Genomic DNA, 19,765 nt, shown 5'->3' on the forward strand with positions numbered 1-19,765 from the left:
TCCCGACGATGAGAATCACATGCATCTCGCCGACGCGCCGGTCGACAGCGGCTGGCACCGCATCCACATCGGACGCCAGCCGATCCACGACGGGGACGGCGCCCTGGTGGCGTACGAACTCCTGTTCCGCTCCCATTCGCAGGCCAAGGGAGCGACCGCGCGCGGTGCCGAGGCGACCAGCCAGGTGATCGTCAACGCGTTCAGCGAGTTCGGCCTGGAGCGGCTGGCGGGGCCGAACCTGTGCTTCATCAACCTGACCCGCGAGTTCCTCGTGGGCGAGCTGCCGCTCCCGTTCGACTCCGGATCCGTCGTGCTGGAGGTCCTCGAGACCGTCCGGATCGACGACGAGGTGATCGAGGGCGTGCGCCGGCTGGCGGCGCAGGGCTTCGCCATCGCCCTGGACGACTTCGTGCTCGGCAACGACCACGAGCGCCTGCTGGAGGTGGCCTCCTACGTCAAGCTGGAGGTCTCCGGGATCGACCCCGAGCTGCTGCGCGAGCGCATCGCGGTCTGCCGCGCCTACGAGGGTCTGCACCTGGTGGCCGAGCGGCTGGAGACCGAGGAGGACCTGGAGTTCGCGCGCGGGCTCGGGTTCGAGTTCTTCCAGGGCTACCTGCTGGGCCGGCCCCGCGTGCTGTCCCTCGACACGCTGGAGCCCAGCCGGCTGCGCCACCTGGAGCTGATCAGCAAGCTCGCCGACGAGGACACCGACATCGATGAGATCACGGAGATCATCAGCTCCGATCCGGCGCTGTCCTACCGCATCCTGCGCGCCGCGAACTCCGCCGCGACCGGCCTGTGGAGCGAGATCTCCTCGATCAACGACGCGGTCGTGATCCTGGGCACCCAGCGCCTGCGGCACTGGGTGACGCTGATGCTGCTCAGCGACGTCGTGGGCGTCGACGGCGACGTCGACAACGAGCGCATGTCCCACGTCCTCATGCGGGCCCGGCTGTGCCAGTTGCTCTCCCGCTCGCTGGGCCTGCCCAGCGACAAGGCCTTCACGGTGGGGCTCCTGAGCGGCATCGCCGACCTGCTGGGCGTGCCCGCGGAGGAGCTGATCGCCCACCTGGCGCTCAGCCACGACGTGTCGTTCGCGATCGTCGAGGAGGGCGGCCCGCTCGGCAGCGTGGTGACCACCGCGCGCGCCTACGAGTCGGGACGGCTGCCCGAGGCCGACGACGCGCACGGCGAGGACCTGGCGCACGCGTACCTGAAGGCCGTCGACTGGTCGATGAACATCGTCACCGGCGTCTGAGGCGGCGGGCCGTACGACCGGTCCGCGCGCCGGGCCGTACGACCGGTCCGCGTGCCGGGCCGTACGACCGGTCCTAGCGCCGGGAGGACGCCGGAGGCTCGCCGGCCGGTCCTCCGCCGCGCCGGGCCGAATCGCTCCGGAGCGGCTTTCCCCGGGACGTGTCATCCGGCATTCCGGAATCCGCCGTGTCGTATCCGGCGGGAAATTCACGTTGCCTCAGGGCGTTTCCGGCATTAAGGTCATCTCTGTGACTGCCGGGTCGGCCATGGGCCACAAGCGAGTGGGGCACCCGGCCGAGGCGTGAGCGCTCGGCCGGCCAGAGGCCCGCCTTTCTTCTTTTCTCCCGCGCTTTCCGCGCGACGTCTCCGCACGCCCTGCCGCGATGTCCCGCCGTGCGCCCGTCCCGCCGTCCTCCGGCGGTTCACGGGCCTGCCGGCGAGGCGATCCGGGGCGGGGCGATCCGGCGGCGGGCGTCACCGGCGCGGTGACGGGCCCCGGTGGCCGGACGATCGGTGCGTTTCCTGCTGTTGCCTGATTTCCGGGTCCTCGCGTACATCCGCATATCCCCGAATTTCCCGCACCGCGGCCGAGGCCGCCCGCGATGCGCCTTCCCCGCCCGCCGGGCGGTCATTCGCCATGCCCGCGCACGGCCCGCGGAACCATTTCCCCAGGAGAAGAAACAGAGAATGCCGAACGATTTCAACCAGCAGGTCATCGAGGAGTTCCGCGCCAACGGCGGACGGGTCGGCGGTCCCTTCGAGGGCGCCCGGCTGCTCCTGCTGACCACCACCGGGGCGCGGTCCGGCACCCCGCACACGACCCCGGTCGGCTACCTTCCCGACGGCGGTGAGCGGGTCCTGGTCATCGCCTCGGCCGCCGGCGCGCCGAAGCACCCGGCCTGGTTCCACAACCTGGTGGCCGACCCGCGCGTCACCGTCGAGGACGGCGTCTTCACCTACGAGGCGGAGGCCGTCGTGCTGGAGGGCGCCGAACGCGACCGCGCCTTCGCCCGCGCGGTCGAGGCCGACCCCGGCTGGGCCGCCTACCAGGACCGGACGTCGCGCGTCATCCCCGTCGTCGCCCTGCGGCAGGTCGCGTTCAGCGGCATGCCCGCGCCGTCGTGGGGCGAGACGCTGAGGCTGATCCACGGCGCGTTCCGCCGGGAGCTCGCCCTGATCCGCAAGGAGGTCGCCGAGTCGGGCCCCGGGCTGGGCGCCCAGCTCCGGGTGAACTGCCTGACCTTCTGCCAGGGCCTGCACCACCACCACACCAACGAGGACGCGGGGATGTTCCCCGCCCTGGCCGCGCAGTACCCCGAGCTCGCCCCCACCATGGACCGGCTGGACCGGGAGCACCGCAGGATCGCGGCCCTGATGGAGGAGCTGCAGCGGGTGCTCTCCGGCGACGGCCCGGACCCCAAGTCGGTGCTCTCCGAGGTCGAACGGCTCGCGGACGAGCTCGAGGCGCACCTGGCCTACGAGGAGGAGCAGCTGATCCCGCTCCTCGACGGCGCGGCCTGACCCGGCCCGGCGACCGGCGGCCGGGGCGGGCCGCCCCGCCGGTCGCCGGCCGGGTCACAGGCCGTGCCGGCGGTCGCCGGGCACGGGCTGGGCGACCTCCCGCCCGGCCTCCGCGGAGGAGGCGGCGCGGCGGGCGGCGACGGCCCGGCGGGTGGCCTCGGCGATCAGGTCGGCGTTGATCGCCGCCCCGGCGCGCACCCCGGCGGCGGCGGCCGCGATGACCGTGTCGGTCAGGGTGGTGACGTTGCCGGCCACCCATACCCCGGGCACCCGTGTCGCCCCGGAGGGGTCGGCGTCGATGCGGTCGCCGACGACGTGCCCGGCCATCTCCGCGGCGACGGGTTCGAGGCCCAGGCCGGCCAGGACGCCGCCGCGGGCGGCCAGCCGGGCGGTGGTGACCACCGCCCGGCACGGGACCGTCCGGCCGTCGGCCAGGGTCACGCCGGTGAGCCGGTCGCCGGTCACCGCCAGCCCGGTCACCTTCCCGTCCACCACGGTGACGTCCCGGGCGGCCAGCTGCTCGTACTCCTCGGCGGTGAACGCGGGCGCGGTGTGCTGGAACAGGGTCACGTCCCCGCTCCACTGCCGCCACATCAGCGCCTGGTGGACCGCGAGCGGCCCGACGGCCACGACGCCGATCGCCTGGTCGCGCACCTCCCAGCCGTGGCAGTACGGGCAGTGCAGCACCTCTCGCCCCCACCGCTCGGCCAGGCCGGGCACGTCCGGCAGCTCGTCGACCAGGCCGGTGGTCACCAGCAGCCGGTCGGCCACGACCGAGGACCCGTCGTCCAGGCCGACCCGGAAGCCGCCGTCCGCCAGGCGCTCGGCGGTCACGGCGGTCCCTTCGGCGATCTCGCCGCCGTAACCGGCCACCTCCCGGCGGCCCGCGGCCAGCAGCTCCGCGGGCGGCAGGCCCTCACGCCCCAGGTAGGTGTGGACGCCCTCCGCCGGGGCGTTGCGCGGGCTGCCGGAGTCGACGACCAGCACCGACCTGCGTGCCCTGGCCAGGGTCAGCGCCCCGCTCAGCCCGGCGGCCCCGCCGCCCACCACCACGACCTCGTAGCGCCGCCCGCCGCGGGCGGCGGCGCCCTCGACCCGTTCTGTTCTCTCGTTCATGGCAAGCACCTCCGTTCACCGGAGAGCATCCGCCCGCCCGCCACGTTCCGGCAAACTTTGTTGCCACTATGGCAAAAAGATCGACCGGCCGGTCGCCTGCGGGCCCGGCCGGACCCGCAGACGACCGGGGACGTCAGGGGCTCGTGAGGACGACGAGCCGCTGGGTCGCCCGGGTCATCGCGACATAGCGGTCGACGGCTCCTTCGACGCCCTCGCCGAACTCCTCCGGGTCGACGAGGACGACCAGGTCGAACTCGAGCCCCTTCGCCAGCTCCGGGGTCAGCGACCGGACGCGGGACGTCTCCCGGAACCCGGGGTCGCCGATGACGCAGGCGGTCCCGTCGGCATGCGCGGCGAGCCAGGCGTCAAGGACCGGCCTCAGCTCCGCAGCGGAGCCGTACGCGACGGGGACGCCGCCGCTGCGGATGGAGGTCGGCACGTTGGCGTCCGGGAGCGCGGCCCGGATGACCGGCTCGGCCTCCGCCATGATCTCCTCCGGCGTCCGGTAGTTGATGTTCAGGGAGGCCAGGTCGATCCGGTCGAACCCGACCCGCTCCAGCCGTTCCCGCCACGACTCGGTGAATCCGCGCCTGGCCTGGGCGCGGTCCCCGACGATGGTGAAGCTCCGGGACGGGCAGCGCAGCAGCAGCATCTGCCACTCCGCGTCCGTCAGTTCCTGGGCCTCGTCCACGACGATGTGCGCGAACGGGCCGGCGAGCCGGTCCGGTTCGGTGCCGGGCAGCTCGGTCTCGTCGACCAGGGCGTCCTTCATGTCCTGCCCGCGCAGCATCGACATCACGAGCATCTCGGAGTCGTCGGCCTCGATCAGGTCGTCGACGACCCGCGCCATGTGCTCGCGCCGGGCGGCGACGGAGGCCTCCCGGCGCCGCCTGCGCCGCCACGCCTCCGGGTCGCCGAGCCGCTGCCGCGCCGCGTCCAGGAGCGGCAGGTCGGACACCGTCCAGGCCTGGGCGTCCGCGCGCTGCAGCTTGCGGACCTGGCCGGGATCGAGCCAGGGCGCGCACATCCTCAGGTAGGCGGGCACCGACCACAGGTCCCCGACCAGGTCGGCCGCCTCGATCAGCGGCCACGCGCGGTTGAAGACCGCCAGCAGCTCCCGGTGGCGCAGCAGCGACCTGCGGAGCAGGTCGGCCGGGACGTCGTCGTCGTGCTTGTCCGCCAGGATCGTGAGCAGCTCCTCCCAGATCCGGTCGCGCGCCTCGTTGTGCGGGGTGCCGGGTTCCGGCGCCTCGAACGCCTCCGCCCAGTCGGCGGCGCTCAGCCGGACGTCGGCCCAGTGGGTCGTGACCGTCATCGCCTCGGTGGGCGGGTTCTCGTAGAACCTGACGGCCGGCTCGATCGCCTTGACCATGTCCGCGGACGACTTCAGGCGGGCCGCCTCCGGGTCGGCCTCGACCGCCGCCGCGGCCCCCTCGGGGACGAGGTCCCGCAGGGTGCAGGTCTGCACGCCCTCCTCCCCGAGGCTGGGCAGGACGTCGGAGACGTAGGCCAGGTAGGGCCGGTGCGGGCCGACGAACAGCACGCCGCCCCGGCGGTGCCCCAGGCGGGGGTCGGAGTAGAGGAGGTAGGCGGAGCGGTGCAGCGCGACGACGGTCTTGCCCGTGCCGGGGCCGCCGTCGACGACCAGGGCGCCGCGGGAGCCCGCGCGGATGACGGCGTCCTGGTCGGCCTGGATGGTGGAGAGCACGTCCCGCATCCGTGCCGACCGGTCACCGCCCAGGCTGGCGATGAAGGCGGACTGGTCGTCGAGCGCGGCGTGCCCTTCGAACCCGTCCGAGGTGAACACCTCGTCCCAGTAGTCACTGATCCGGCCGCGGGTCCAGCGGTACCTGCGGCGGCTCGCCAGCCCCATCGGGTCGGCGTGGGTGGCTCCGAAGAACGGCTCGGCCGCGGGCGAGCGCCAGTCGACCAGCAGCCGCCGGCCCGCGCTGTCGGTGAGGCCGAGCCGCCCGACGTAGACGGGCTCGGGGTCGTCCGCGCCGACCATGCGCCCGAGGCACAGGTCCAGGCCGAAGCGGCGCAGCGTGCGCAGGCGGGCGGTCAGCCGGTGGATCTCCATGTCCCGGTCCACCGCCTGCCGGCCGCCTCTGCCGGGCGCCCTGCGCTCGGCGGCGAGGCGGTCGGACAACTCGGCGATCGACTGCTCCAGGCTCTCCGCGACGGCCGCGAAGTGCCGCTCGTCGCCGGCGACGAGCGCCGGATCGGCCTTGGCGGACAGATGGCCGGGAAGGTCGAACACGCCGGTGGCCGGAGGGCTCGCGGCATCGCCCCGCCTCGGGGCCGCCCCCGCCGGTCCGGCGCCCCCGCGTCCATGTGCCGACTGCGGAACACGCACTTCGTACCCCCGTTTTCTCGCAGGTCCTGGCATCGGCCGCCCATTCTGCGGCATGCCCGGGGCCTTGCCGCAAGCCCCCGGGTGCGCTATAGGTTGAGAGTGGAAAGGAGTGAACACTCCCCTTTCCCCTCATCGTCCGCCCCGGGCGGACGGTCCCCTCCCGAAGCCGCGGAGTCCCCTCGCAATCGCGAAGCCGCGGAGTCCTCTCGCGAAGCCGCGGCGCGCCGTTCCGGCCCGCCGCCGCAGACCCGGAGGACCACCGAATCCCACCCTCCGTGCCGGTCCGCGCACCGTGTGTCCACCGCGACGCCGTCAATCCCTCATGTCGAGGCGCGGACGTGCCGATGGGAGTTCGCATTTCCGGCAGGCACAGCGGTGAGAGGAGGCGGCGGCGATGGGGGAGCCGTTCCGGGCCCTGCTCTTCATGCTGTCGGCGGTGGTGGCGTTCGTCGTGGCCGCGGTCGGCTGGCGGCGCAGGCGCGTGACACCGGCGGTGGGCACCCTGGCGGTCGTCGCCGCGGGCATCGGCGTGTGGTCCACGGCGGACGGCCTGCTGGTGCTCAACGAGGACCTCGAAGCCCTCCAGTCGCTGCTGATCATCAAGTTCGCCGCCGTCTGCGCCATGCCCGCGGGTTTCCACTGCCTGTCGCTGGCCGTGGTCGACCGCGCCTGGCGGCTGTCGCGCCGTACGGCCCTGTGGCTGGCGGTCGAGCCCGCGCTCGTCCTCGCCGCGCTCCTGACCAACCCCTGGCACCACTGGTTCATCGCCGTCCTGGACCCCACCGGCCTGGGGGTCGACACCGGAACCGGCGTCGGCCCGCTGTTCTGGGCGCACACCGCCTACAGCTACGCCCTGCTCGCCACCGGCGTCGGCCGCCTGTTCGGAGCCTGGCTGCGCGGCTCCCGCCTCCATCGCGGCCTGTACGGCTCCACCCTGCTGGCCACCGTCCCTCCCCTCCTGCTCAACGTGGTGAGCACGCTCGGCGTCGTCCGCGTCGACTACCTGACCCCGGTCGGGTTCTGCGTCACCACGGTCGTGGTCTACTGGTCGCTGGTCCGCCGCTCCCTGCACGAGCTCGTGGCCGTGGAGCGCACCCACGTCTTCGACATGATCAGCGACATGGTCCTGACGGCCGACCTCTCCGGCCGCATCCTCGACCTCAACCCGGCCGCCGACCGCATGCTCCGGAAGCTCGACCCCCGCCTCCCCGCCCGCCTCGCCGGCACCTCCGCCGCCGACGTCTTCGGCGCGATGCCGGTCGGCGACGGCATGGAGGTGGACCACACGGTGGTGGATGCGGGGGGGTGTGGGGTGGATCTGAATGTGCGGGTCAGTGCGTTGGTGGATGCGCGGGGTCAGCGGGTGGGGTGGGCGTTCGTGGGGCGGGATGTGACGGCGTTGAACGCGCAGCGGCGGGCGTTGGTGGAGGCGAATGCGCGTCTTCAGGAGCAGGTGGTGATGATCGAGGCGTTGCGGGCGGATCTGGCCGAGCAGGCGGTGCGGGATGCGTTGACGGGGTTGCACAACCGGCGGTTTCTGATGGAGGCGCTGGGGCGGGAGATGCGGTTGGCGGTGGCGTCGGGGGAGGCGTTGAGTGTGGCGTTGCTGGACATCGATCATTTCAAGCTGATCAATGATCGTTATGGTCATGGTGCGGGTGATCAGGTGCTGGTGCGGTTCGCGAAGTTGGTGGGGGGGCGGATCCGGGCGGGTGATGTGGTGGCGCGGTACGGGGGGGAGGAGTTCGTGATCGTGTTGCCGGGGGCGTCGGGGGAGCAGGCGTTGGAGCGGGTGGAGGAGATCCGGGTGTGGGTGGCGGCGGGGCGGGTGCCGGCGGGGGGTCATACGTTGTCGGTGTCGTTCAGTGCGGGGGTGGCGGCGTTGTCGGGGGGGATGGATGCGGGGGAGTTGCTGCATGCGGCGGATGAGGCGTTGTACGCGGCCAAGCGGGCGGGTCGTAATCGGGTGATGCTGGCCGGGACCCCCGCGGCCCCCGGTGATCCCGGGGCCTTGACCGGGGTGGTCGTGAACGGGGCGGCGGTTGTCGGGTCGGGGAACGCGGCGGCGGAGACGGCCGCGGCCTGAGCGTCCGGCGGTACCGCCTGACCGTCCTGCCCGGCTTCCCCGACCACCGTGACCACGACCGGGCCGCGTCAGTCCAGGCAGAACTCGTTGCCCTCGGGGTCGGTCATCACGATGAAGCCGGCGCTCATCGGAGGAGCGGGCTCGAAGCGGCGCACCCGCTTCGCCCCCAGCGCGACGAGCCGGTCGCACTCGGTCTCCAGCGCCGCCATCCGCTCCTCTCCCTGCAGCCCGGGAGCCGCACGGACGTCGAGGTGGACGCGGTTCTTGCCGGCCTTGTCCTCCGGCACCCGCTGGAAGAACAGCCGCGGGCCGTGCCCGTCCGGGTCCTCGATGGCCGACGCCGAGTTGTGCTGCTCCTCCGGCACGCCGGCCCGCGCGAGGAAGTCGTCCCACGCGGCCAGCGGGTCGGCGCCCTCCGGCAGCTCGACCCCGGGCGGGCCGGGGTGCACGTAGCCCAGCGCGTCGCGCCAGAAGGACGACAGCGCCCGCGGGTCGTGGGCGTCGAAGGTGACCTGGATGTGGCGGCTCATCGTGTTGCTCCGTCCGTGGCGGGTCTCGTGTGCGGTCAGGCGGCGGCGTCCGGTTCAAGCCGGTTCAAGCCGGTTCAAGCCGGGTCCGTCCGCGTCCGTGACGTCATCCTGACACGCCTGGCGGACAGAATCGGTCCGCTATCTCTGGCAAAGTGGATCACATGGACGCGACGGGCGATGAGGGGCGGGGCACGACGGAGCGGGTGCTCACCCTGCTCGGACTGCTGCAGCAGCGCCGGCTCTGGACCGGCCCCGAGCTCGCCGACCGGCTCGGGGTCACGCCGCGCACGGTACGGCGCGACGTCGAGCGGCTGCGCACGCTCGGCTACCGGGTCCAGGCCGGCCAGGGGGTCGGCGGCGGCTACCGGCTCGGCCCGGGACAGGACCTGCCGCCGCTGCTCCTCGACGACGAGGAGGCGATCGCCACCGTGCTCTCACTGCTCGCCGGTGCGGGCGACACGGGAGGCGCGGTCGCCGGCTCCGGAGACGCCGCGCTCCGCGCGCTGACCAAGCTCGACCAGGTGCTGCCCGCCCGGCTCCGGCAAGAGGTGCGCGCGCTCTCCGGCGCGGTGGAGTCCTTCGGCGGAGGCCGTACGCCCGTCGACCCCCAGGTGCTCATGACGCTGGCCGGAGCCTGCCGTGACCAGGTCGAGGCCGGTTTCGGCTACCCGTCGGGGAGCGAGGTGCTGCCGCGGCGGGTCGAGCCCCACCGCCTGGTCGCCTCCGACCGGCGCTGGTACCTCCTCGCCTACGACCTCGACCGCGACGGCTGGCGCAGCTTCCGCGTCGACCGGATGACCGAGGTGTCCGCCCGGACCTGGCGCTTCCGCCCGCGGGCGGCGCCCGACGCGGCGGCGTACGTGCAGGAGGGTGTAGCGAGCCGGGTCTACCCGCACCGGGCGCGCTTCCTCGTGCACGCGCCGGCCGACGCGGTGCGCGCGCAGGTCCCGGCGTCGGCGGCCGTCGTGCGACGGCGGGGGAGCGGGCGGTGCGAGGTGCTCAGCGGCGGCGGCAGCCTCGACTCCGTGCTCATGCACGTGCTCGCGCTGGGGCACGACTTCGAGGTGATCGAGCCTCCGGAGCTCCGGAGGCGCTGCCGCGTGCTGGCGCAGAAGCTGCTGTCGGCCGGCGCGGCGGCCCCGCCGGAGCCGGATACGGAGGAGCCGGGCGCGCAGGAGCCGTGAGCCGCGGCACCGCCGGCGGAACGACCGCGGGGCGCGGGCGCACCCGAAGGTGCTCCCGCGCCCCGCATCCCTGAAGGGGCCGCCCCCCGCAGGCCGTACGGCTCGCCGCCTCAGGCCGAGCGCGCCATCCGCGCCTCGTCGGCGTGCTGCGCCGGGACCGGCACGGTCGTGTCGGCCGCGCGCCGCGCGTCGAGGGCCAGCATCAGCCGGTCCTCCAGCTTGAACGTGCCGACGATCAGGTGCCGGTAGGCGCCCGCGAGGGTGTCCGGCGGCGGCTCGAAGGCCTCGTCGTCGAGCTCGATGACCTCGCCGATGCGATCCACGAGCAGGCTCACCCACTCGTCGTCCACCGAGACGATGACGTTCATCGCCGGGACGCTCAGGTCCCGGGGCGGCAGGCCGAGCTGGACCCGCAGGTCCACCGCGTCGATGACCTGACCGCGCAGGTTGAACAGCCCGCCGACCGAGGTCGGGGCGAGCGGGACACGGGTGTACTCGTGGAAGCGCAGGACCTCCTGCACCTGGGCCACGTCGACCCCGAAGAGCTGATCGGCCACCTCGAAAGTGGCGTACTGGCGACTGGGCATCTCAGGCTCCCACCATGGATTCGGACATCTCCGCGTAGAACCGGGGGTCGGCGGCGAGGATCGCGCGCCGCACGTCGAGCAGTTCGGTGACCCGCTGCTGGATCACCGCAGAGCCGGTCAGGCCGTCGTCGTCGAGGTCGCTGCGCGACTCGATGTGGTCCTCGACGATGTCGACGATCTGCTGGACGACCAGGGCGACGCTCCGCCCCCGCTCGGTGTAGACCACCGCGGGCACGGTCTCGCCCTCCTCCACGTCGTAGCAGCCCAGCAGCGAGGCCAGGCGGATGACCGGCAGGATGTGGTCGCGGTACTGGACCACCTCCCGGCTGCCGACCCGCTCGATCCGCTGCACCGGGAACTCCTCCAGGCGGGTGACCATGTCGAGCGGGATCGCCACCCGGCGCTCCCCGATGCCGGCGATGAGCAGGCGCTCGATGTGGCTGTCGCGGGGACGGGAGTCGGCCTGGTCGACCTGGGCGCGCTCGACGGCCTCGGCGGCCAGGTGCGCCCGGCGGGCCAGCGACGGGATGTCGAGGATCAGCGCGACCTTGCCGTCGCCGACGATGGTGGACCCGGCGTAGACGCCGACGTCCTTCATCCGCCCGCTCAGCGGCTTGACCACGATCTCCTCGGTGTTCAGGACCCGGTCGACGACCAGGCCGAAGCGCCGGCCGTCGGCCTGCAGCACCGCGATGTAGACGTCGCGGTCGCTGTTGCGGACCGGCAGGCCCAGCGTCTCGTCCAGGCGCACCAGCGGCAGGAGCTTGCCCCGCAGCCGGTAGACCGGCGCACCCGACACGTGCTCGATCGTCTGGCCGGACTGGCCGTCCACGAACACCAGCTCGTCCACGCCCACCTGCGGGATGGCGTAGCGCTCGGCGCCGCACTCCACGGTCAGGGCCTGGATGATCGCCAGCGTCAGCGGGATGGTCAGCCGCCACGTGGTGCCGGCCCCCAGCGTCGAGTCGACGTCGACGGCGCCGCCGATCTGCTCGATGTTGGTCTTCACCACGTCCATGCCGACACCGCGGCCGGAGACGTTGGTGACCTTCTTGGCGGTGGAGAAACCGGGCCGGAAGACCAGCGCGATGATCTCGCGCGAGTCCATCCGGGAGAGCTGGTCGCGGGTGACGACGCCGCGGTCCAGCGCGGTCTGCGCCACCCGGTCGACGTCGATGCCCGCGCCGTCGTCCTTGATCTCCACCACGACGTGACCGCCCTCGTGGGCGGCGCGCAGCGTCAGCGTGCCCTGCGGGTCCTTGCCCTTGGCCACGCGCTCGGCGGAGGTCTCGATGCCGTGGTCGACCGCGTTGCGCACCAGGTGCGTCAGCGGGTCCTTGACGGCCTCCAGGAGGCTGCGGTCGAGCTCGGTCTCCTTGCCCTCCATCGCCAGCTTGACCTGCTTGCCCATGGCGCCGCTGAGGTCGCGCACGACGCGCGGCAGCTTGGACCAGATGTGGTCGATGGGCTGCATGCGCGTCTTCATGACGCTCTCCTGCAGCTCACTGGTGATCAGGTTCAGCCGCTGGGTGGTGCGCACCAGGGCCGGGTCGGAGATCTCGCTGACGCCGCGCACGATCTGGTTGCGGGTCAGCACCAGCTCGCCGACCAGCCGCATCAGGGTGTCGAGCAGGTCGACGTCCACGCGGATGGAGCTGTCGGCGATGCTGCGCTTGTTGTTCTGGCCGGTGGGCTCGTCGGGGGCCTGGCCCTTGGCCGCGCGGACCGGTACGGCCTCGACGGCCTCCACGGTCTCGGCGGCGGGGGCTTCGGCCGCCTCCGCCTTCTCGGGCGCCTGCGCCGGCGCGGCGGGCTCGGCGGACTCCACGACTTCGGCGGCCTCGGCGGGCTGCGGGCCGGCCTTGGGCGCCGGAGCGGCGGCCTGGGCCGGCTTGGGCGCGGCCGGGTCCTCGATGCACGCCGCCACCATGGCGATGACCGGCTCGACGTCGACGTCGCCCTCACCGCCGTTCTCCTCGATCGAGCCGAGCAGGGTGCGCACGGTGTCCACCATGGCCAGCAGCGCGTCCGCGCTGGCGGGGTTCATCCGCTGGGCCCCGTCCCGGAGCCGGGACAGCAGTGACTCGCCCGCGTGGGTGAGCGTCTCCAGGCGGTGGAACGCCAGGAACCCGCTTGTGCCCTTAATAGTGTGGATAGTCCGGAAAATGCTGGAGAGCATCTCCCTGGAGCCCGGGTCCTGCTCCAGAGCCACCAGGTCCCGGTCCAGCTGATCCAGGTTCTCGTGACTCTCGACCAGGAACTCCTGGATGATGTCGCCCAACTCGTCCACGACGTTCCTCTCCCTCTCTCATACGCAGCCCTTCCATCGGCCTCCGCCGACGCCACCTGAGGAAGACCGGGAACCGGAACCGCCTTGTCCGCCACCTTTTCCGGGTTTCCCTCAGGACGCCGGCCGGGATGCCGATGCGGGGTCATCGAGCCTCTCGCTCGAGCCCGCGACGGCCGCTCCGGCGGCCGCCGCCCGCAGCGGCAGGGACGCCGCACGCGGGGGAGCTCCCGGGTGCCACGGAAGGGACACAGGATGCGCCGCAACGGCGATCGATCGCACCGGCGTGCCCGCGCGACGACCCCCACCGGTCCGCCGGCCCGCGCACTGCCGTACGGCACGGCCCCGAGCGCCGGAGCCGTCACCGCCCCGCGCCCGGCCTTCCGCCCGGCCGCCCGTCACCCCGCCCGCCCCGGTCCCGGTCCCGGCCCGCGGAGCGTCCGGATTCCAGGCCACGGCCTGCGACCTTCGACGCACCGCCCCTGAAGCGTGCCCGGTGCCCGTGGCGATGCCCCGCCGCAGGCACCGGGCGCAACCAATCCGCGCCCGCAGCGCAACCGGGAACGTGACCCGGATCACAGTCAATGGCACTAGATTGAAGCGTCGACGGAGAGCCATCCGACGCCAGGCGGATGAGGAGATGACGACCTGATGACCATCGAGCTGAACAACACCGTCCGAGCCGAGGCTCTGGCCCTCGCGCCGGTGTCCGCCTCCGTCCTGCTGGACCGCGCGGACGCGGACGCCGTGATCTCCCAGGCGATCGTCCTGCACGGCGGCGAGGAGGGCTGCGCCGCGGCGCTGGCCCAGGAGTTCGGGGAGCACCCGGAGCTGGCGGTCCAGCGGATGCGCTGGGCCAGCTCCATCGTGGGCCGGCTCTACGGCTGATCGCCTCTCGTTGTGCGACCCTTCCGAATTTACAATGTAAAGACGTGAGGGTCGCACAACCGTTTTCCCCGCCCGGCCGGGGAGCTCAGACGGCGCAGGTGAACCAGACGGTCTTGCCGCCGGCGACCCGGGTCGAGCCCCAGCGCTCGGCCAGCCCCGCCACGACGTGCAGGCCCCTGCCGGACTCGTCGAGGTCGCCCGGGGAGCGCAGCACCGGGAGCCGGTGGTCGTCGTCGCCCACCTCGAACAGCACGACGTCGGTCAGCACCAGGCGCACCGAGACGAGCCGGGTGGCGTGCCGGCAGGCGTTGGCGACCAGCTCGCCCGCCGCCGCCTCCACCCGCCCGCTGAGCCGTTCCAGCCCCCACTCGCGCAGGGTCCGCCGGACCAGCGCCCGGACCTGGCCCGGCGTCCGGTTGTGCGGTTCCAGGAACCAGCCCGCGACGTGCTCGCTGGGGATGCCCCGGAACCGCGCCATGAGCAGGGTGACGTCGTCCTCGGTCCCGGCGGCCTGGGCCATCAGGGCGTCGCACGTCTTCTCCAGCGGGCCGTCCGCGGCGGCGGCCGTGGCGCGCAGCCGCTCCAGGCGGTCGCCGATGTCGCCGCCGCGGCACTCGACCAGCCCGTCGGTGTAGAGCACGAGCGTGCAGCCGTCCTCCGCCGCGATCTCCGTGGTCTCGATCGGGGGCCGGCCCAGGCCGATCGGCAGCCCGGTGGACGGGCCCGGGTCGAGCAGCTCCGCGGTGCCGTCCCGGCGCACCAGGACGGGGGGCAGGTGGCCGGCGCTCGCGATGGAGCAGCGCCGCACGACGGGGTCGTAGACCGCGTAGAGGCAGGTCGTGATGGAGTCGTCGGCCAGGCGCCTGGCGATGTCGTCCAGCGAGCGCAGCACCTGGTCGGGCGGGAGCTCCAGGGCGGCGAGGGTCTGCACCGAGGTGCGCAGCTGAGCCATGATCGCCGCGGCCTCCAGGCCGTGGCCCATGACGTCGCCGACGACCAGGGCGACCCGGCAGCCCGAGAGCGGGATGACGTCGAACCAGTCGCCGCCGACCAGCATCCGCTGGTCTCCGGGCCGGTAGCGGTGGGCGAGGTCCACGCCGGGCAGCGGGGGAGGGGGCACGGGCCGCAGGCTCTGCCGTACGACCTCGGTGACGGCCTCGTGGGCGAGCTCCACGTGGGCGTGGTGGACGGTCAGCGCGGCGACGGCGGCGAGCTGACCGGCGACCAGGGCGTCGGCGCCGTCGAACGGCGGCCGGGCGGGGCCGCGGGTCAGCACCGCACCGCCCACCCGCCGTCCTCGGGCCTCCAGGGGTACGGCCAGCGCGTGCGTGCCGGGCCCGGTGTTCCGCCCGCCGTCCTGGTCGCCGGTCCGTGTGCCGGGGGAGGGACCGGCGACGACCGCCGCGAGGTGCGCGGCCGGGTCCGGGGTGCCGGGGGCGCCGGTGGACAGGGCGGCCGCCCGGTGGTGGCCGCCGGGCGGGCGGCAGGCGGGTCCGGGCGGGTCCGCCAGGTGCACCAGGGCGGCGTCGGCCAGGTGCGGCACGAGCTCCGCGCAGAGCCGCCGGGCGGCCGCGGCGGGGTCGTCCGCCTCGGCCAGGCGTGCGGTGGCCCGGTGCAGGAACACCAGGGCCGGTGGTACGGCGGGCGGGATCGGGGGGCGTTCCGGCGCCGGTTCAGCCGCCACGGCGCCGGCAGTTGAGGAAGAGCTGGACTTCGGGCGGGGCCTGCGTGGTGGCGGGGGCGTAGGAGATGGTGTCGGTGCCGAGGACCTCGAAGCCGGCGTCCTCGACGACGGCGCGCAGGTCGTCGCGGAGGTATCCGGTGACGCGCACGGGGGCGCCGAGGAACTGGAAGCCCACGTCGTCCATGTCGATCTCGACCATGGACAGGGAGAGCAGCCCGCCGGGGACCAGCAGGCCGTGCAGGCGGCGCAGGGCCGTCGCGATGTCGCGGCGCGGCAGCATGAGCAGGGAGAAGAAGGCGACGGCGGCGTCGAAGGAGCCGGTCCCGCCGCCCGGGTCGTCGCGGAGGGCGCCGTCGGAGTCCAGCAGGTCGGCCTCGAGGAACCGGGCCCCGGGCACGTTCTTGCGGGCCAGGTCGAGCATGACGGGTGAGATGTCGATCCCGGTGACGGCCATCCCGGCGTCGGCCAGCTGCCGGGCGGTGGGCAGCCCGGTCCCGCAGCCGGCGTCCAGGACGCGGGATCCGGGCGGCAGCCTGCGCAGCAGCCAGGCTCCGGCCCGCTCCTGTCCCTCCTTGTGCGGGAAGGCCTCGTCGTAGCGTTCTCCGATGCGGTCGAACGCCGCGGCCTGCAGCGCGCGGTACTCCTCCCGTCCCGGCTCCGGCGGGGCGCTCCCCGGGGTGGATGCGGAATCTGACTCGGCCATTTTCCCGCCTCGTTCGTCTCGGAGTCCTCTGGACCCAAAGACATAGTGGATCTTGGTTGCCGAGTCAACATATTCTCCCGTAAATGGCCGATTCAGGCCTTTGTCCGGTCAACGGGGTTCGCACTCCGGTGCGGTCCGCCCGCGGAGCGCACCGGGAGGCAGGAGGAGGTCGCGCCGGGTGCGGGGGCGGACGGGCCGCGCCGGGAGGGTGCGCCCGCCGCGGTGCCGGGTCGCCCGCGCCCGGTCGTCCGGCTGCTCCGTGCACTGATGCCATATCTGGACATTTACGATGATGGAGCCTTTACAAGGTAGATTTACACCGTTCGGGATAAGCGGTGCGTCACGAGACCGAAGCTCCGATCGCCGCGTCGGCCGCCGGAACCGGAGGGCCCCAGCCGCGGCGGAGCCGGTCGGTGCCGGGCCGGGAGGCCCGTGAGGGGGCCTGCCGGGGGACGGAGGCCTTCCGGCGCTCCCGGGAGGCGGCGGCGACGGCCTCCAGCCGGGCCCGCAGCGGCCCGATCAGCTCCGCGGGCGGGTCCACGCGCCGGGCCTCCAGCCGGGCCCGCTCCTCGGCCCTGGCGGCCTGCTCGGCCCGGCGCCGACGGTCGGCCCTGGCGATGACCTGGGACGGCAGCGGCGCGGCGAGCCGGCCGGTCTCCTTGTCGAACCAGGTCGAGACCCGGTGGCGGACCCAGCCGACGAGGTTGCGCGGCGGGTCGGTGTTGATCCACGGCCGCCCGTCCGGCCGGTGGTTGATCACGTACTTGGCGTCGGCGAGGGTCGCTCCGGCGGCGAAGAGGGGGCGCAGCAGCGACCGCAGGTATTTCGCCGACAGGCCGCGCAGCGTCTGGTCCTCGTAGCGCAGCCGCTCGCAGGCATCGAGTCTGTCCGATTTTCTCCCCGGCGTGACGGTGTTCGACCAGAGCCGCTCGGGTTTCGTGGCCGGAGGGCTTGCGCTCGGCCGTCGCGGTCGTGTATCACGCGCGTCGCGCGCGCTTAGGGGTTCACTTGCTCGCGGTGAAAAACCTGAAACCCGGGGGGTGCAATTTTCGCGCACAGCCAGCGTTTCCACAGGCCAGGGGGCCTCTTTCCACTCCTCCTGGGACATGGCGGGGAAGGGCTCGCGGATCATGGGCTGGGGCTCGGGCTCGCGGATCAGCTCCGCCACCTGCTCGTCGTCGAGCCCGAGGGTCCGCAGTGCGTCGATGGGGATGGTGAGGAGGTATTCGGCGGCGAGGTTGCCGAGGCCGTCGTCGAGCAGGCCCCGGAAGGTGCCGGACCGGTAGCGCGGGGTCGAGCCCTCGGTGATCTGCAGCAGGTAGCCGCGCTCCTTGGCCCAGGCCAGCCTTCCGGCGAAGGTGCGGCGGCAGACGCCGGCGTCGTTGGCCATGACGCTCCAGGTGCCGCCGCGCTTGGGCGAGGTGATCATGTGTCCGTCGATGCGGACGGCGAGGGCCCGCATCGTGGCGTTGGTGTTGCGCCACCAGTCCGTGCGGCGCTGGGCCTCCTGGGGGTCGGCCGCGACGGCGGCGAGCCAGAGGTCGACGGAGGGCGCGACGATCAGGTCGCCGCCGACGATGTTCAGCATCCGGCGGACACGCCGGGGAGTGTTTTTGCCAATGGGGGACATAGAAAAGCGAAACCGTATATTCTGGGGGACGGGTCGAGATCGGGACACGCGGAGACGACAGTTTCCGGGCGTCACTGGCCGACCCGGGGACTCATCGTCTATGGTGGTCTCCAGGTGTAAAGACCCAGACGACATACAGAATCGAGCTCGGAACGCAAGGGCGCGATCCAGAACCGTCTACGGCGGTCCAGGGCCGACGCCGGTGCGAAACGATTTCGAACCTGGTCATCTGGTGTGTGTATTGGGGAAGTCCCTCGCGTACGGTTTCTGAGGCCTGGTAGCGCGGGGGCTTCCGCATTTATGGGCCGCTGTCGATCAGCGGTCGTAGATTAACCCTTCAGGGTCTCCCTCCGTGTGCAAACGGTAAAGTTCACGCCGCTGCGTGCTGCCGTCCCTCGATGAGTGGGAGCGGCTCCTGAGCCACCGGTCGCGGAGGCGGGGCCAGAACGTAGTCATGCTCACGTGCGAGCACCGTGACGATGTACTCGTTCACAGAACATCCGCGCTGCTGGGCGGAGGCTTTGATGTCTCCGAGCAGGTCTACGGGCACCCGCAAGGGGTGCTGCTTCACAGGTCCCCACTTCGGATCAGGTCCGCGTTTGCTTCCACTCATGACTGCAGTTATATCGAATTGGCGAATCTCCGATGGAGCAGTTCCCCCGGCGCGTCGCGAAAAAGATTCGATGTTCTCCGGCCTGGGTCCCGAGTGCTCGCATCAAAGGTGAATCGCATACCTTTTAGCGATTTTATCCATACGTCCCGTTGTGCGCTTCCCGGTCTGGAGGGCGCACCGGGCGCGGGCGGGCTCGTGCCGGGGCGGCGGCCGTTCCCGTCCGCCGCCCCGGCGTTCGCGGAAGGCCTCCGCCCCCTTCTCCGCGGGCGCGGGCGGGCGCCCGCGGCGGATCCGGGAAATCGCGGCCGCCGGGCGGGAGAAAGGCGGTCATCGGCCGTTCCCGGACGGATCTGAGGGCTTCTCGAGGGCGGCAACCGTTCTGCACCTTGCGTGCACTTTGTGTGCTACATCCGGACGGCTTACTGGAGGGAGTCGACCGGACGACGGTCGCAACGGCCTGAAAACCCGAGCACCGCCCTCCGGCCGAGGGATGACCTGCACCCTGACGAAGGATCTTCTCTTCCCATGACTGCCACCACCGCCCGCACCCGCACCTTCACCGCCGCCCTCGGCCTGGCCCTGGCCGCCGGGACCGCCCTGACCACCGGTACGGCCCACGCCGACACCGCGCCGCAGGCCCCGGCCCCCGCGCAGGCCCCCGCGCAGGCCGCGGTGAAGGCCGCCGCCGCGGCTCCGGCGCAGCCCCGGGCCGCGAAGCCGCAGGTGACGGCGGACGACCTGCTGAAGGTCGCCCGGACGCAGGTCGGCGTGGAGGAGAACTCCGACGGCGGCGGCACCAAGTTCCACAAGTGGTACATGAAGTCCCAGCGGGCGCAGGAGACCGTCGAGCGCGACGGCGGCAGCGTCAAGGCCTACTCCGACGCCCCCTGGTGCGCGATGTTCGTCTCCTGGGTCGGCGAGCAGACCGGCATGCGGCCCACCGTCGGCTGGGACGCCTACACCGTCACCTACGCCGAGTGGTTCGAGGCCAACGGCAAGTGGGGCAAGAAGGCCACTCCGGGCGCGGTCGTCTTCTTCGACTGGGAGCAGGGCGACGACCTGTCCGGCATCGACCACGTCGGCCTGGTCAAGAAGGACAACGGCGACGGCACCATCTCCACCGTCGAGGGCAACACCGGCAACGGCAAGGTCGAGGAGCGCGTCCGGCCCAAGTCCCAGGTCGCGGGCTACGGCTACCCGCAGTACGCGTCCTGACGCGGCGGCACCGCCGCGGAACCGGGCGGCGAGGCGGAACGCGGGGCTTCCCGGGACGGGGATCCGCGCGGTGCGCACAAGGGGGAGGGGACACGGCACACGCCGTGT

General features: G+C 72.8%; 14 protein-coding genes. 6 read left to right on the top strand and 8 right to left on the bottom strand.

Annotated elements, in window-relative coordinates; translation table 11 throughout:
* Positions 1-19 precede the first annotated feature (19 nt).
* On the top strand, positions 20-1,258 hold the full coding sequence (locus IEZ06_RS27475; protein WP_189239581.1) for an EAL and HDOD domain-containing protein: 1,239 nt from the start codon (positions 20-22) through the stop codon (positions 1,256-1,258).
* A gap of 686 nt (positions 1,259-1,944) precedes the next feature.
* Positions 1,945-2,778 carry a nitroreductase/quinone reductase family protein gene (locus tag IEZ06_RS27480; protein WP_189239582.1) on the top strand — a complete coding sequence of 278 codons (834 nt, stop codon included), beginning with the start codon at positions 1,945-1,947 and terminating at the stop codon, positions 2,776-2,778.
* A 54-nt stretch (positions 2,779-2,832) separates the two neighbouring features.
* Here IEZ06_RS27480 and IEZ06_RS27485 read toward each other — a convergent pair whose 3' ends face one another.
* Together IEZ06_RS27485 and helR are read right to left on the bottom strand one after the other, a co-directional pair.
* A complete protein-coding gene (locus tag IEZ06_RS27485; RefSeq protein ID WP_189239583.1) occupies positions 2,833-3,894 on the bottom strand; it encodes an NAD(P)/FAD-dependent oxidoreductase in 1,062 nt (353 codons plus the stop codon).
* A 133-nt stretch (positions 3,895-4,027) separates the two neighbouring features.
* Positions 4,028-6,154, bottom strand: coding sequence for an RNA polymerase recycling motor ATPase HelR (helR, locus tag IEZ06_RS27490; RefSeq protein WP_189239584.1), 2,127 nt, complete (start codon positions 6,152-6,154; stop codon positions 4,028-4,030).
* A gap of 490 nt (positions 6,155-6,644) precedes the next feature.
* Between helR and IEZ06_RS37330 the strand changes: the two genes are divergently transcribed.
* Positions 6,645-8,336, top strand: coding sequence for a histidine kinase N-terminal 7TM domain-containing diguanylate cyclase (locus IEZ06_RS37330; RefSeq protein ID WP_189239585.1), 1,692 nt, complete (start codon positions 6,645-6,647; stop codon positions 8,334-8,336).
* Positions 8,337-8,404: 68 nt separating this feature from the next.
* On the opposite strand, the gene IEZ06_RS27500 is transcribed toward IEZ06_RS37330, so the two are convergent.
* Positions 8,405-8,866, bottom strand: a complete 462-nt coding sequence (locus IEZ06_RS27500) for a VOC family protein (RefSeq protein WP_189239586.1) — start codon at positions 8,864-8,866, stop codon at positions 8,405-8,407.
* 161 nt (positions 8,867-9,027) lie between these two features.
* Here IEZ06_RS27500 and IEZ06_RS27505 point away from each other — a divergent pair, with 161 nt between their 5' ends.
* A complete protein-coding gene (locus IEZ06_RS27505) occupies positions 9,028-10,050 on the top strand; it encodes a helix-turn-helix transcriptional regulator (protein WP_189239587.1) in 1,023 nt (340 codons plus the stop codon).
* 110 nt (positions 10,051-10,160) lie between these two features.
* Here IEZ06_RS27505 and IEZ06_RS27510 read toward each other — a convergent pair whose 3' ends face one another.
* Entirely contained in the window at positions 10,161-10,637 is a 477-nt protein-coding gene (locus tag IEZ06_RS27510; protein WP_068904064.1) for a chemotaxis protein CheW, read from the bottom strand.
* A gap of 1 nt (position 10,638) precedes the next feature.
* On the bottom strand, positions 10,639-12,927 hold the full coding sequence (locus IEZ06_RS27515) for a chemotaxis protein CheW (RefSeq protein ID WP_189239588.1): 2,289 nt from the start codon (positions 12,925-12,927) through the stop codon (positions 10,639-10,641).
* A 648-nt stretch (positions 12,928-13,575) separates the two neighbouring features.
* Here IEZ06_RS27515 and IEZ06_RS27520 point away from each other — a divergent pair.
* The gene (locus tag IEZ06_RS27520) at positions 13,576-13,812 is read left to right on the top strand and encodes a hypothetical protein (protein WP_189239589.1); all 237 of its coding nucleotides are present in this window, start codon (positions 13,576-13,578) and stop codon (positions 13,810-13,812) included.
* Between the two features lie 85 nt (positions 13,813-13,897).
* On the opposite strand, the gene IEZ06_RS27525 is transcribed toward IEZ06_RS27520, so the two are convergent.
* The 3 genes from IEZ06_RS27525 to IEZ06_RS27535 all read right to left on the bottom strand — a co-directional run bounded on the left by IEZ06_RS27525 (position 13,898) and on the right by IEZ06_RS27535 (position 17,787).
* A complete protein-coding gene (locus tag IEZ06_RS27525; RefSeq protein WP_203872393.1) occupies positions 13,898-15,496 on the bottom strand; it encodes an ATP-binding SpoIIE family protein phosphatase in 1,599 nt (532 codons plus the stop codon).
* Positions 15,486-16,199 (bottom strand): class I SAM-dependent DNA methyltransferase, encoded by a 714-nt coding sequence (locus IEZ06_RS27530; RefSeq protein WP_189239591.1) that lies wholly within the window; start codon positions 16,197-16,199, stop codon positions 15,486-15,488. Before IEZ06_RS27530 ends, IEZ06_RS27525 begins: the two co-directional genes overlap by 11 nt.
* 340 nt (positions 16,200-16,539) lie before the next feature.
* The gene (locus IEZ06_RS27535) at positions 16,540-17,787 is read right to left on the bottom strand and encodes a hypothetical protein (RefSeq protein ID WP_189239592.1); all 1,248 of its coding nucleotides are present in this window, start codon (positions 17,785-17,787) and stop codon (positions 16,540-16,542) included.
* Between the two features lie 1,180 nt (positions 17,788-18,967).
* Between IEZ06_RS27535 and IEZ06_RS27540 the strand changes: the two genes are divergently transcribed.
* Positions 18,968-19,657 carry a CHAP domain-containing protein gene (locus IEZ06_RS27540; protein WP_189239593.1) on the top strand — a complete coding sequence of 230 codons (690 nt, stop codon included), beginning with the start codon at positions 18,968-18,970 and terminating at the stop codon, positions 19,655-19,657.
* Positions 19,658-19,765 lie beyond the last annotated feature (108 nt).

This window comes from Planomonospora antibiotica, assembly GCF_014647955.1.
Lineage (GTDB): Bacteria > Actinomycetota > Actinomycetes > Streptosporangiales > Streptosporangiaceae > Planomonospora > Planomonospora parontospora.

What these genes read in the sequence shown, in the direction of transcription:
- IEZ06_RS27475 (WP_189239581.1), top strand. Translation starts at nt 20, where the DNA reads ATGCATCTCGCCGACGCGCCGGTCGACAGCGGCTGGCACCGCATCCAC.
- IEZ06_RS27480 (WP_189239582.1), top strand. Translation starts at nt 1,945, where the DNA reads ATGCCGAACGATTTCAACCAGCAGGTCATCGAGGAGTTCCGCGCCAAC.
- IEZ06_RS27485 (WP_189239583.1), bottom strand. Translation starts at nt 3,894, where the DNA reads ATGAACGAGAGAACAGAACGGGTCGAGGGCGCCGCCGCCCGCGGCGGG.
- IEZ06_RS37330 (WP_189239585.1), top strand. Translation starts at nt 6,645, where the DNA reads ATGGGGGAGCCGTTCCGGGCCCTGCTCTTCATGCTGTCGGCGGTGGTG.
- IEZ06_RS27500 (WP_189239586.1), bottom strand. Translation starts at nt 8,866, where the DNA reads ATGAGCCGCCACATCCAGGTCACCTTCGACGCCCACGACCCGCGGGCG.
- IEZ06_RS27505 (WP_189239587.1), top strand. Translation starts at nt 9,028, where the DNA reads ATGGACGCGACGGGCGATGAGGGGCGGGGCACGACGGAGCGGGTGCTC.
- IEZ06_RS27510 (WP_068904064.1), bottom strand. Translation starts at nt 10,637, where the DNA reads ATGCCCAGTCGCCAGTACGCCACTTTCGAGGTGGCCGATCAGCTCTTC.
- IEZ06_RS27520 (WP_189239589.1), top strand. Translation starts at nt 13,576, where the DNA reads ATGACCATCGAGCTGAACAACACCGTCCGAGCCGAGGCTCTGGCCCTC.
- IEZ06_RS27530 (WP_189239591.1), bottom strand. Translation starts at nt 16,199, where the DNA reads ATGGCCGAGTCAGATTCCGCATCCACCCCGGGGAGCGCCCCGCCGGAG.
- IEZ06_RS27535 (WP_189239592.1), bottom strand. Translation starts at nt 17,787, where the DNA reads ATGCTGAACATCGTCGGCGGCGACCTGATCGTCGCGCCCTCCGTCGAC.
- IEZ06_RS27540 (WP_189239593.1), top strand. Translation starts at nt 18,968, where the DNA reads ATGACTGCCACCACCGCCCGCACCCGCACCTTCACCGCCGCCCTCGGC.